Below are 13,477 nucleotides of genomic sequence, written 5' to 3'. Positions count from 1 at the left end.
CAAGTCACGGCTGGCCGGGCGTTCGAGTTCGCCCGAACACCCCATTCGGCGGGCTTAGCTAAGACCGAGCAGCATTTGTAGCCGAAGTGGGAGATCTGCCGCGGCACGCAACTTCCGGCAGCTCGCCTGCCAAGCATCAAAATATTCCTCCAACGCGATGGAACTGCGCCCTGGCCATTTGTTCAGTGCCCCAAGTGCTTCCATCGCGCTCGGAGCGCGCTCGTATTCGGTGAGTATCGAAAGTGAGGCCACTTGAGCGAAGGAGCTGAGGCCCCGCTGGGCCTCGAGCGCAGCGCGATGCTGACTGAACCAAGCGTTGAACTCCTTTGGGTTACCCTGTTCGATGGCCAGCTTCCCGTAGCGCTCGACGATGTTCTGCCGATACATGGCGACGGCGGCACCAAAGCCGCTGTCATCCCGAAATGGCGGATCGCGCGACCAGCTATCAGCCAGCAGCGCGAGGCCGCGCAGCGCGAACGCCTCGACCATCGCCTCTTCGAGCCATTGACAGGGCCCACCCGGCCTCGCGGTAAATCGCCAGGAGTTCGCGGTAACATGACCGAGCTCGTGGCCAAACTGATAAGCAAGCTTCGACCAGTCACGCTCGCCGACATCAACAATGATCCAGGCGAGATCGCTTTCGCCGGAATGCAGCCAGATCGCAGGTGGGCCGCCGGATGTGTGTTCGTCAACCCGCAGGCGCTCGGGCTGGTCGTCCGAGACGAGGCGCACAGCGTCGAAGCAGGCTGCACGCATGCGCTCGAGCACATGCAGCACCGAGGCGGGAAGCATACGGCCCCAGTCACCGGCGAGCTCGAGCGGGACCGAACGGAGGGTCAGCCGATCCGGGTTCGGGGGTATGATGGCTGCTACCGGCTTCGACCGAAAGACGCGTTTCGAAATGCCCATGGCAATCCCACCATTTGTGCTGGCGATGACAGCCAGCACAAGCATAACGGTCTACGTCCCAGATCGATCCCCGAAATCGGCATTGCTCTGCTTGCCGTGATCCGCTGGCAAGATCGATTTATGGCGACCTCCCGCCACCCTGGCTTGTTCGAAAAGCTGCTAGTGTCAAATTCGAGCGAAGCCTGGCCCGACGGCCTCTGCTTGGAAATCACGGTATCGCCTAATCCGAACTCCGCACAGATTGGCATGAGGTGTGTTCGATGACTGACACTGTTTCCGGATTTACCAACAACTGGTTTGACGTCACCGCACGTCTGGTATGGGACCAACTGATTCCACAAATTCGACCGGAAAGAATTCTGGAAATTGGCAGCTATGAAGGTGCAAGCGCCTGTTACCTGATTGACGCCTGTGCATCGCAGCGTCCAATCGAGATCCAATGCATCGACACGTGGGAAGGAGGCTCCGAGCATAAGGCTGACGGTGTTAACATGTCAGCTGTCGAGATCCGCTTCCAAAACAACGTCGCAGATGCCGCCAAGCGGGCGCAACACCCTGTGAAACTGATCGCTCGCAAGGGCCGGTCAACCGATCAGCTTGCGAAACTGATAGGCGAGGGGTTCAAGCAATACTTCGATATGATCTACATTGACGGTTCGCATGAAGCCCCGGATGTTCTTGCTGATGCCGTTTTGTCGTTCGAGCTCTTGAAGGTTGGTGGTCACATGGTATTCGACGACTATCTATGGAGGCATCCAAATGCGCCGTTCAAAGATATTCTCGATACGCCCAAGCCCGCCGTCGATGCGTTCTTGAACCTGTACTTTCATCGAATGCGCCTGATCTGGTCTCCGAACTCGCAGGTGGTTGCCAAACGGTTCTGTTGAGCTTTGCAGGCTGGTACCGCGTAGCGACCACTCCGGGTCGGCCTCATGGACCGAAAATCTCGACCTGCTCCAGGTGCAGATACTGCCGCTCCAGAAGCTGAATACGCAGAAAGCGGGCCGAGACGGCTGCATCCGGCTTCCAAATAAACGGAGTTCGTCCGTGTCTTCCGCCCAGGGGGACGGCCGTCTCTTTGCGGAACGCCGTGTGCCAGTTCCTGTCGTCGTCGGACACCTGGATTTCGAGCCTGCTCAGACGTGCCCTGATCGCCGGATTGGCGTCGACGCGATTGTAGATATGGACTTCGTTGATCTGCTGCACCCGATCCAGATCAACTCGCCACCACGCTGGGGAATCGAGGTTCGTATGACTGTTGTAAGAACCGGTGAAGGTGCCACTTACGACCCTGCCGGCGTCGGCTTCCGGCGTCGCTTCGCGCGACCACGGCGAAATCGAGCTCTGTGTCGCGTGCTTTCCGGTCGAGATGATCCGTCCCCTCGCGCTGCTTTCGGTACTTACCGGCTTGGTGGCCTCAAACACCATGCTTTCGAGATCGAGGAATCCGGGGGGAATCTTTTCGACGTTCGCCAAGCCCCGCAACGATGGATGTGCGCTCTCGTTGAGTTCACAGCCGATGATCTTTTCGAAGCCCGCGAGTTGCAAGGCGAGCTCGAGTGTCTCGCGGTCGTAGATGAATTTGTGACCCCAGTTGCGGACGAAATTGTTGAGAAAGAACGCGTTCGTCACCGCCGGCGCATTCGGGACGAAGGTCTGGACCGACCAGCGGCGGTATTGATCTTCGACAAGTCCCCGGTCGGACGAAATGACGCGCGACAGGAAGCCGAGCGACGGCGTGCAAATGCGGATCGTTCCGCCGGGTTTCAATATTCGGTAGCACTCCTCGAGCATGTTCAGGCCATCGTCGAACGGGACATGCTCGATCATGTGCTCCGAATAGACGTAGTCGAAAGCGTCGGAGGGAATCTCGAAGCGCTTGGTCGCGTCGAGCTTCATGCAAGGCAGGCCCGGTGGCGGATCGAGGTCGGTCGAGAACCATCCATCCCTCACATTCCATCCGGCGCCGACTTCCAGACGATGGGGGCCGGGCTCGCTCAGATAAGCCTTGAGCGCAGGATCGGGCGGGCTCTGGTTCACGGCATCGATGGGCATGAAGGCGTTCTCTTGAATAAAGTATCCATTTTCGTAGCCATCGGGCTGGACCGCGACGCTGCGCTTCTGCAGGTGACAATAGATGGCCCGTCGCGACTCGCCGCCCTTGTAGGCGACCGATAGCCGGCCCTCTCGATCGCAGCATACGTGTTCGATGTCCTTGTCCGGGTTGTACGCATCGAAGAAGTTGCTGGGACGCTGCGCGTGATCATGCCGGAAAAGGCCAAAGAACTGCTGAGGAACGATGTCGCAGAGATATCTGTTCGCGTAGAACATCCTGTATTTGCGTTGCTCCAGGAATTCGAGGAGCGGCTTTCGAAAAGCGACTTCGTCGACAATGTGCGATTTATCGTCGATCAACAGCGCCGATAATCCATCGATCGATCTGAACAGGTTGCGGAAAGGCTCGATATTGCGAAATGCCGTCAGATGTCCGTGATAGCCGCCGATGATCTGGTAATTGTCCGTCAGATCGAGGAAGTCCGAAAATCGCCCGTAAATGACGTCGCAGTCACCCCAGCCGACGAAATCTTCGTCAGTGAGACCCAATCGCTGACTGATATCGTAGAACAATCTGAGATAGGTCACCCTGTAATCGCAGAGCTTATAGGGTCCCTTGATGAGCGTGTCGGGCGCTGCCGAAACGCCAAACTCCTCGGCCAGCAGGCGAGCGGCTCGTTCCCGGATCTCGTCGAGCGTCATGGAGGCCCGGATCAGATTCGCCGGCACGCGATAGCCGGCCAGATCGATGTCCGTGACGAGAATGACCGAGAGGCAATCCTGGTTTCGCGCAAGCGAATCAAGATAGAGCTGGAAGTAGTTCGGCAACGTGCCGAAATACGGCATGTACAGCCAGATCCTCGGTTTCCGCGGACTGCTGATCGCCACCTCTTCAGCCGGGTTTACCGTCGCATTGGAGGGATGGGCGAACTTGTGCGATTGCTCCGCGTACCAGCCGCGACCCGACAAGTCCGCAAGCTGCCTGAAGGCGCGATCGTATTGTTGTCCTATGACGTTCTTGGAATAGCGGGTGCGTGCAATCTCCGCGATCCGGCGGCGGTCGAGGGTGGCACTGACACGTATCGCCTCGATCCAGTCGGCCAAGGTGTTGCACCGAAAGCCAGTGACGCCATCTATGACCGTCTCCTGAAATGCGCCGAACGTAGTTCCGATCAGCGGTACGCCACAAAGCTGAGCTTCGACGCCGGAATTTCCGAATGGCTCGATGAAGACGGTCGGCATCAACATGCAGCGCGCGCGTCTGACCACTTCGATGCGGTCCTGGCCGAAGACGGGCCCCTTGAACACGATATTGGCGGGTGCATCAGCCCACGGCGAGGTGTCGCCGGGGCCATAGATGTGGATTGGAAGTTCAGGAAGGCGCCGGGCGATTTCGACGAGCGTATTGATGCCTTTTCTCGAAGTCACGCGGCCGAGGAATACCGCGTAGTTGCCGGGGGCAGCGCAATACTTCCATATCTCCGTGTCGATGGGCGAAGGAATCGCCCACTTGTAGTTGTTGCCGTCTTCGTGCCCGGCCTTGCCGTAATGCCAATGCATCCAGGCGCTGGTTTCGTAGATGCGAAACGGCAATCCGGGCGAGGCCGTGTAGCCGACGCACAATTCGACGTGGTGACAATCCGGGAATGCCTCATAGACCTCCATGTTGGGTCCCCAGACATGGCAGACGATATCGCCTTTTCGGACGCGCCCTTTGAGCTTTTCGACAAGGATGTGCTGGAACTCGCGCTGCAGCTCTTGATTGTTGACGTCAGCGTCCATTGGCTCTTCGCGCGAGGTGCGCTTACTCAACGTTCGCAACCGCTCCGCGCTGAGGATTACGATATGCTCCCGCGCAGAGCTACTGGAGCCTTCGTTGCTGTACTCGACGACATGCCATCCATAAGGCTGAATTACGTCCGAGAACAACAACACCTTAGCCGTGAAGGCGCACACCAGATAGTCGACATGGGGTACGGTGTGTGCAACGCCGAGGACGTGGATCCTATTTGCAGGCACTACGTTCACTTGGTCATTTGCTGGTGCGACTGGACTCGGATCAGTTTGGGTCACCTGGTCCGACGGACGCGATACGGTGGCCGGTTCGGCCTCGGGAGGCTCGGGATCTGCGGCACTGTTGCGCTTCTCGATCGCCTCCACGGCAAATCGCAGGTTGGCCTCGATGCGCTGCTTTTCCGATTCCGGAAGCTTGCTGCTCGGTGCGAGAAGCAAGCGGCAGCCCTTCACCGCGTCCTCGTATCTTCCCGCCCAATAGGCGTTGACCACGAATTCATCGAGTGCGCCGTAGTCATAGATCCATGGCTCCGCAAACAAGGCGCCGTCCGGAGAGCGAAGGTCTATGGCGCGACTGGCGAAATCATGGCCTTGCTGAAACCGCTGCCGGTCCCGGCAATATCTTGCGGCATCATGCAGCGCTTCGGCACGCTCGGGGTCGGCGTGGGCGGCCGAAACGAAGGCTTCGATGATCTCCTCCGCGGGATAATTGAGCTCGACCTTCAATCTGCCCGCCGCCCACAGGCTGACGTAAACCTCCTGCTGCCAGAAGCCGAGTTGCGCGCGCCTGAGATACAGCGCGAGCGCTTTCTCCCGCTCGCCTGCGTCTCGATAACTCTGAGCGAGATAGAATGTGTAGCGCGCCACGAGAAACGGATCGGTCTCTGTCGTCAGGGCGGCTTCCAGCACGGCGGCGTCGCGGCTGTACCGGTCGGCCTGTGACTGGCGTCGCCGCGCGCCTTCCTCCGTCATATGGATGAGAACACCCGGCAGCGGACCGTGCGACCGGTTCTCTGGAAATATCCGGTCTCCCTTGGCGTCGCGCCGGGCCAGAAACTCATGCAGAACACCCTCGTAGATCCATGGCAGCGTGTTGCGCACGAGCTGGGTGCGAGGATATCGCAGTTGCTGATGGAGAATATCGAACGAATAGGAATCGAGGGTCAGCCGCGGCAGCTTGAAATCTGAAGACAGCTCGAGCGTATCGTCGGCATCGATGATGAGGGTGTAATCGGCCTTGACGCGCGCAAGCCTGAGGGCCTCGCTGCGATTATGCGCGAAGTCTTTCCACGGCCGCTGGTGCAATTCGCCCGGCTTGCCATGTTTTACGAAGAAGGTGCGGATGATCTCCTGCGTGCCGTCGGTCGAGCCCGTGTCGCAGATCAGCCAATCGTCAATGATTGGAAGCACGGATCGAAGGCAACGCTCGATGACCGGCGCCTCGTTCTTGACGATCATGCTTAGACAAATGGTTTGCCTGGCCATGTGTGGTGCCAACCGGTTCAAGAAAGTGTCCGTGATCCGCCGATATCGGTGCGCCTGGCGCATGGATCGGCGGATCTGGGAAGACGCCCGGCATGGAGTGCGACAGATTTAAGACGGCGACGCAGGCTTGCCGTCTCGTCTTCGACGATCCTGTTGAGGCAAAGCCGCTTGGCATCTGACACGGCGCGAACTCTATGAACTATGGTTAATCCCGGTTCCAGATCGGCGAAAATCTGCCGATCGGATCGAGACGGACGAGCAATCTTCGTCCGCATCCCCTCGATATCTCTCACACTAATGCAAAATCATCCGATGAGGAAAGCAAAGCCGCTTTACGGTGAATCGAGCACCGTGACGCGACCGCCCCGTATTTGCTCGGATGCAGCGGAACCTGACATTGATTAAAAATCTCTTGCTAGGAATGATTCAATCGGCTTTAAAAGAGCAATTCTCGCCCGTTGGGGTAAACTTCTAGTTGTCGTTAATTTTCTGAGATTGAGGCCAACGCGGTTCCCGGGCTGCTTAGTTCCCGCACTGCTTGGAAATGGGTGTTTTTCAGACTGACAATTTCACTGCGGCGCCCGGGCTTGGGGCGATCGCGGATAGCGTATCGAGTTTTTTCATGTCGAATGATTGCGTAGCTAAGCCGGGCGTTTCCACGAAACATGCGCACGCGAGGCCGCCGATGACGGCGGCGGGCATCGAGGCCTACGCCGGCGTCCTCTCCGCGATGGGCATTCACGAGATTCTCGTATCGGGAACTTTGCCGCGCGGGCAAACGACTCAGAACGTCACGTACTTCATCGTCGACCGCAATACGAAAGCGATCGTGTCGCAGGTCACGCTTCCCGATGCATCGAACCAGTTCAATGCCGTCGAGATCCGCCTCAAGGTGGCACGGGTGTCCGGCGCCTACGACATCGGCACGTTTGAACAGAACGGCGAATTTACGCCGGCCGAATTTCTTTCAGTTCGAAGTGACTTGGATACTCCGCCGATGAGTGGAGCACGCGGACCCGCCGCCTGAGCGTTTGCCAGGCGGCGTTATTTTTTTGATTTCGGGCCGAGCGTCGACAACGCGCGGCCCAACATTTGTTTTTTGACGAAAGGACCAGGCAGATGGGCTGGAAGTCCGAGATTCTTTTTGTCGATTCATTCGTTCCGGATCTCAACACGCTGCTCGAGAATTTGCGGCCCGAGGTGCAGGCCGTCGTGCTCGATCACCGCCGGCCCGCCGCGCAGCAGATGGCCGAAGTCCTCGAGGGGATCAGCGGCCTCGATGCGATCCACATCGTCGCGCATGGCGCGCCTGGGCGGGTTTGTTTCACCAGCGGTGAGTGGTCGGCGGAGACCATTGCTCGTGACGCGGCGCATCTGACGGCAATCGGCGAAGCGTTGCGCGAAGCTGGAGATTTGCGGCTGTGGAGCTGCGAGACTGGCCAGGGAAGAATCGGCGCCTTCTTCGTTGAAAGTCTCGAAGCAATTGTTGACGTTCAGGTCAGTTCTGCGGTCGGCAAGATCGGTGCAGCAGCGCTAGGGGGAACCTGGCAGCTATCTGGAGGCCACGCTGAAGCAATCTGCCCGCCGCTCCGGGTCGAGGGTGTTGGCGCCTATGCGGGTCTGCTGGCGACTTACGACCTGACATTTACTGGCACAATTGCTCAAAACAACGGGTCCGAGACGGTTAACACGTTCTTTGTGGTGGACACGACCACTGGCACGATTGTCGGCAGCTTTATGTTGCTCAATCGAGTCCCAACGGGCTTCACGAACTTTTCTCAAGTTGTCGTGGTTTCGAGCGCGACCGACACGTACGCGATTTTCGCGGGTAACGTAAGCGGGAGCGCTGTTGCTACGTACAACGCTAATACGAATACCTTCACGCCGGGAACTGCTAGCGGGGATACCTTCTCGGGCGCTTCCATTCCAAGCAATCAGGGCGCCACGGGTTCGACCGGCGCAACTGGCTCGACGGGTGCAACAGGATCAACCGGAGCCACGGGTTCGACCGGTGCAACCGGCTCGACGGGTGCAATAGGATCGACCGGCGCCACCGGCTCGACGGGTGCGACAGGATCAACCGGTGCCACCGGCTCGACGGGTGCGACAGGATCAACCGGTGCCACGGGTTCGACCGGTGCAACTGGCTCGACGGGCGCAACAGGCTCGACCGGTGCAACGGGTTCGACGGGTGCAACCGGCTCGACGGGTGCAACAGGATCGACGGGCGCAACAGGTTCGACTGGTGCGACGGGTTCGACCGGCGACACCGGTTCGACAGGCGCAACCGGAGCCACCGGCGCTACCGGTTCGACGGGTGCGACCGGTGTGACGGGTGACACCGGCGCAACCGGCGCCACGGGCGATACCGGCGCGACAGGTGCGACCGGCGACACCGGTTCGACAGGCGCAACCGGCGCCACGGGTGACACCGGCGCAACCGGCGCCACGGGCGATGTCGGCGCGACGGGTGCAACCGGTGACACCGGTTCGACAGGCGCAACCGGAGCAACAGGCGATACCGGAGCCACAGGTGCGACGGGTGACACCGGCGCGACTGGTGCAACGGGCGTGACGGGCGACACCGGCGCGACCGGCGCCACGGGTGCGACTGGCGACACCGGAGCCACGGGCGCGACGGGCGACACCGGCGCCACGGGCGTGACAGGTGACACCGGCGCGACTGGCGCCACGGGTGTGACCGGTGACACCGGCGCCACGGGCGCAACCGGCGCCACGGGTGTGACCGGTGACACCGGCGCCACGGGCGCAACCGGCGACACCGGCGCGACTGGCGCCACGGGTGTGACAGGCGACACCGGCGCGACCGGCGCCACGGGTGCGACGGGTGACACCGGCGCAACCGGCGCCACGGGCGTGACGGGTGACACCGGCGCAACCGGCGCCACGGGTGCAACGGGTGACACCGGCGCGACCGGCGCCACGGGTGCGACTGGCGACACCGGAGCCACGGGCGCGACGGGCGACACCGGCGCCACGGGCGTGACAGGTGACACCGGCGCGACTGGCGCCACGGGTGTGACCGGTGACACCGGCGCCACGGGCGCAACCGGCGACACCGGCGCAACCGGAGCCACGGGTGCAACGGGCGACACCGGCGCAACCGGCGCCACGGGTGCAACGGGCGACACCGGCGCGACCGGCGCGACGGGTGACACCGGTGCAACCGGAGCCACGGGTGTAACGGGCGACACCGGCGCAACCGGCGCCACGGGTGCAACCGGCGACACCGGCGCAACCGGAGCCACGGGCGTGACGGGTGACACCGGCGCGACCGGCGCCACGGGTGTGACAGGCGATACGGGGGCAACCGGCGCCACGGGCGTGACCGGCGACACCGGCGCAACCGGCGCCACGGGTGTGACTGGCGACACCGGCGCAACCGGCGCCACGGGCGTGACGGGTGACACCGGCGCAACCGGAGCCACGGGTGCGACGGGCGACACCGGCGCCACGGGTGTCACAGGTGACACCGGTGCAACCGGCGCCACGGGCGTGACGGGTGACACCGGCGCAACCGGAGCCACGGGCGTGACGGGCGCAACCGGCGCCACGGGCGTGACGGGCGACACCGGCGCAACCGGAGCCACAGGTGCGACGGGCGACACCGGCGCAACCGGCGCCACGGGTGCAACGGGTGACACCGGCGCCACGGGCGTGACAGGCGACACCGGCGCCACGGGTGCGACTGGCGACACCGGCGCGACCGGAGCCACGGGCGTGACGGGTGACACCGGCGCGACCGGAGCCACGGGTGCAACGGGCGACACCGGAGCAACCGGAGCCACGGGTGTGACTGGCGACACCGGCGCAACCGGCGCCACGGGCGTGACAGGCGACACCGGCGCGACTGGCGCCACGGGCGTGACCGGCGACACCGGCGCAACCGGCGCCACGGGTGTGACAGGCGACACCGGCGCAACCGGAGCCACAGGTGCAACCGGCGATACCGGCGCAACCGGAGCCACAGGTGCAACCGGCGATCCCGGCGCAACCGGCGCCACGGGTGTGACGGGTGACACCGGCGCAACCGGCGCCACGGGTGCAACCGGCGACACCGGCGCAACCGGAGCCACGGGCGTGACGGGTGACACCGGCGCAACCGGAGCCACAGGTGCAACCGGCGATACCGGCGCAACCGGAGCCACAGGTGCGACGGGCGACACCGGCGCAACCGGAGCCACGGGCGTGACGGGTGACACCGGCGCAACCGGAGCCACGGGCGTGACGGGTGACACCGGCGCCACGGGTGCGACAGGTGACACCGGTGCAACCGGCGCCACGGGTGTGACGGGTGACACCGGCGCAACCGGCGCCACGGGTGTGACTGGCGACACCGGCGCAACGGGCGTGACGGGTGACACCGGCGCGACCGGAGCCACGGGTGCGACCGGCGACACCGGTGCAACCGGAGCCACGGGTGCGACCGGTGACACCGGTGCAACCGGCGCCACGGGTGTGACGGGTGACACCGGCGCAACCGGAGCCACGGGTGTGACAGGCGACACCGGCGCAACCGGAGCCACGGGCGTGACGGGTGACACCGGCGCGACCGGCGCCAGCGGTGCGATGGGTGATACCGGCGCAACCGGAGCCACGGGTGCGACTGGCGACACCGGCGCAACCGGAGCCACCGGCGCAACCGGCAACACCGGTGCAACCGGATCGACCGGTTCGACTGGAGCCACGGGCGCAACCGGCTCGACGGGAGCCACCGGTGTGACCGGCTCGACCGGCGCCACCGGCTCGAAGGGCGCTACCGGCTCGACCGGTGCAACGGGTGCAACCGGCTCGACGGGAGCCACCGGTGTGACCGGCTCGACCGGCGCCACCGGTTCGAAGGGCGCAACCGGCTCGACCGGTGCAACGGGTGCAACCGGCTCGACGGGAGCCACCGGTGTGACCGGCTCGACCGGTGCCACCGGCTCGAAGGGCGCAACCGGCTCGACCGGTGCAACGGGTGCAACCGGCTCGACGGGAGCCACCGGCGTGACCGGCTCGACCGGTGCCACCGGCTCGAAGGGCGCAACCGGCTCGACCGGCGCAACGGGTGCAACCGGCTCGACCGGAGCCACCGGCGTGACCGGCTCGTCCGGTGCCACCGGCTCGAAGGGCGCAACCGGCTCGACCGGTGCGACGGGTGCAACCGGCTCGACCGGAGCCACCGGTGTGACCGGCTCGACCGGTGCCACCGGCTCGAAGGGCGCAACTGGCTCGACCGGCGCGACGGGTGCAACCGGCTCGACGGGAGCCACCGGTGTGACCGGCTCGACCGGCGCCACCGGCTCGAAGGGCGCGACCGGTTCGACCGGCGCAACGGGTGCGACCGGATCGACGGGAGCAACCGGTGCAACGGGAGCAACCGGGCTCGGTGCGCACGTCGAGACCGCGACCGGCCCGACCGGCGGTGCGACGATCGTTGCGACGAACGAGACGCTGATCGTGACCGGCAACAACCTGTCCGGAACGATCGACGCCTACAACGCGACGGTCGTGATCGAGGGAACGAACAACGGCGGCTTGACGATCAACATGGCGCCGGGAACCGTCAACAGCCTCGATCTCCTGCACGTGTCGAACAGTGCCGGCAGCAACCCATCCGTGCAAAACTTCAATGCTGGCGACAGCATCGGAGGTGTGGGTGCCGCGGTGCCGACCTGGAATGGTACCGGCCAGCTGACCTTCGATGGCGGACGCGTGACCATCGACAGCAGCAACCAGGTTGGTGCCGGCTTCTACTCCAACAGCGGCAGCGCAACCTTCGACGGTCACACCTACACGGTGTGGACGCTCGATCCGCCGGCCGGCGCAACGGGAGCCACCGGAAGCACGGGCGCGTCGGGAGCAACGGGTAGCACCGGAGCTACGGGTGCAACTGATGCAAGCGGTGCAACAGGCGCAAGCGGAGCAACGGGTACCAGCGGCGCGACCGGACAGTCTGGTCACGACCCGCACCTGACGACATCGATCGATCAGAGCAGTGTCGTCGGACCGTTGCGGGCGATGTTGCTGCAGTCGCAGCTGACGGAGCTGGAAAATGCCATCCTGGGCCTCAACCACGACGGCGGCAGCCAACTGGCGACGGATCTCACCACCATCAAGGGCTTGGCCGACAGTCTGCTGACCAAGCTCAATCAGTCGAGCGCGGGCTCGGCGAACGATCCGAACCACGGCAATGCCAGCGGCAGTGTCGGTCATACCGACGACCGTCCGAACTGGATGGACCACGTGTCGAAACACGACTCGTAACGAGGAAGAGGAGAGGAACGGGCGCAGGCTGCGCCCGTTCCTGTCAGCAGATGAGATCAAGTCCGAGCGCTATCGGCCGGCGTCGGTTCCTGCAACTGACGGCGGCCGCCGTTCTTGCAAGCGGGAGTGCGTTGCCCGCGCGCGCAAGCACGGGCGATCTGTTGACCGCACCGATCAAGTTGCAGGGGGATTGGGACTATGGCGATGCGGCACTGCGGGTGCTGTCGCGGGTGAGGGCGGTCAATTTCTCCAAGCTTCGCCTGTTGTCCGATCGTCAGCCTGCAAAGCTGTCGATCGAAAACCATCATCAGGGCCCCCCGGCCATCTGGCTGCATCGCGATCAGCCGGAAACGGCTTCGATCATCCTGAACGTCGGACCAGCCGATTGGTGCAAGCTCGCCTATCAATTCGGCCACGAGCTCGGGCATGTCCTCGCCAACAGCTGGCAGTTCTCGGCGAAACCGCAACCGCCGACGCAATGGCTGGAGGAAGCCCTGGTCGAGACCTTCTCCATTCGTGGGCTGCGGCTGCTCGCCGAGAGCTGGGAGCAATCGCCCCCGTTTGCCGGCGACCAGGCGTTTGCCGGCGCGATCCGGCAATACCGCGCCGACCTGCTTCAGGCCAGCAGATCCGATGGCGCGGCCGGTTCGCCTGATGATGCCGCGTCGTGGTTCCAAGCTACTCGAGCGCAGATGGAAGCGGGCCGTTCCGTTCCGCGGGGGCCCGCGATCCTCGGCATCCTTGCCGTCTATGAAGCCGGTCCGTCATGTGTCGAGGATCTCGCCGCGCTCAATCGCTGGCCGGAACGAACCTCGCTGCCGATCGAGGCTTATGTCGCGCGCTGGAAGCAAAGCTGCGCCGAGATTGGCGCGAGCGGGGAATTGCCGCCACGGCTGCAACAATTGCTCCGGCTAGCCTGATGCGCGCGATCCGAACCGTGACGTAAACCATGCACTGCAGTTCA

Annotated in this window: 6 protein-coding genes and 1 pseudogene; 5 read left to right on the top strand and 2 right to left on the bottom strand. The window is 63.3% G+C overall.

Annotated features, from left to right (window positions below):
• Positions 1–54: 54 nt before the first annotated feature.
• Complete coding sequence (locus BI327_RS08665) at positions 55–954, bottom strand: hypothetical protein (protein ID WP_083741992.1); 900 nt, start codon at positions 952–954, stop codon at positions 55–57.
• Positions 955–1,169: 215 nt separating this feature from the next.
• On the opposite strand from BI327_RS08665, the gene BI327_RS08660 reads away from it, so the two are divergent.
• A complete protein-coding gene (locus tag BI327_RS08660) occupies positions 1,170–1,796 on the top strand; it encodes a class I SAM-dependent methyltransferase (RefSeq protein ID WP_076859633.1) in 627 nt (208 codons plus the stop codon).
• A 43-nt stretch (positions 1,797–1,839) separates the two neighbouring features.
• On the opposite strand, the gene BI327_RS08655 is transcribed toward BI327_RS08660, so the two are convergent.
• Complete coding sequence (locus BI327_RS08655; RefSeq protein WP_083741991.1) at positions 1,840–6,243, bottom strand: DUF6625 family protein; 4,404 nt, start codon at positions 6,241–6,243, stop codon at positions 1,840–1,842.
• A 685-nt stretch (positions 6,244–6,928) separates the two neighbouring features.
• Here BI327_RS08655 and BI327_RS08650 point away from each other — a divergent pair.
• The 4 genes and pseudogenes from BI327_RS08650 (at position 6,929) to BI327_RS08635 (ending at position 13,433) form a co-directional block, all read left to right on the top strand.
• On the top strand, positions 6,929–7,270 hold the full coding sequence (locus BI327_RS08650) for a hypothetical protein (protein ID WP_076859629.1): 342 nt from the start codon (positions 6,929–6,931) through the stop codon (positions 7,268–7,270).
• 92 nt (positions 7,271–7,362) lie between these two features.
• Positions 7,363–7,752, top strand: a pseudogene (locus BI327_RS43060) (DUF4347 domain-containing protein); the annotation flags it as partial.
• Positions 7,753–8,571: 819 nt separating this feature from the next.
• Positions 8,572–12,513 carry a beta strand repeat-containing protein gene (locus BI327_RS08640; protein ID WP_245334804.1) on the top strand — a complete coding sequence of 1,314 codons (3,942 nt, stop codon included), beginning with the start codon at positions 8,572–8,574 and terminating at the stop codon, positions 12,511–12,513.
• A 161-nt stretch (positions 12,514–12,674) separates the two neighbouring features.
• Positions 12,675–13,433, top strand: coding sequence for a hypothetical protein (locus tag BI327_RS08635; protein WP_143271559.1), 759 nt, complete (start codon positions 12,675–12,677; stop codon positions 13,431–13,433).
• Positions 13,434–13,477 lie beyond the last annotated feature (44 nt).

Origin of the sequence: Bradyrhizobium mercantei (assembly GCF_001982635.1) — a bacterium.
Lineage (GTDB): Bacteria > Pseudomonadota > Alphaproteobacteria > Rhizobiales > Xanthobacteraceae > Bradyrhizobium > Bradyrhizobium mercantei.
The sequence above is the reverse complement of the archived record's forward strand: the minus strand, read 5'-3'. Positions and strand labels throughout refer to the sequence as shown.

Coding starts and splice junctions, on each gene's coding strand:
- BI327_RS08665 (WP_083741992.1), bottom strand. CDS start 954: ATGCTTGTGCTGGCTGTCATCGCCAGCACAAATGGTGGGATTGCCATG.
- BI327_RS08660 (WP_076859633.1), top strand. CDS start 1,170: ATGACTGACACTGTTTCCGGATTTACCAACAACTGGTTTGACGTCACC.
- BI327_RS08655 (WP_083741991.1), bottom strand. CDS start 6,243: ATGGCCAGGCAAACCATTTGTCTAAGCATGATCGTCAAGAACGAGGCG.
- BI327_RS08650 (WP_076859629.1), top strand. CDS start 6,929: ATGACGGCGGCGGGCATCGAGGCCTACGCCGGCGTCCTCTCCGCGATG.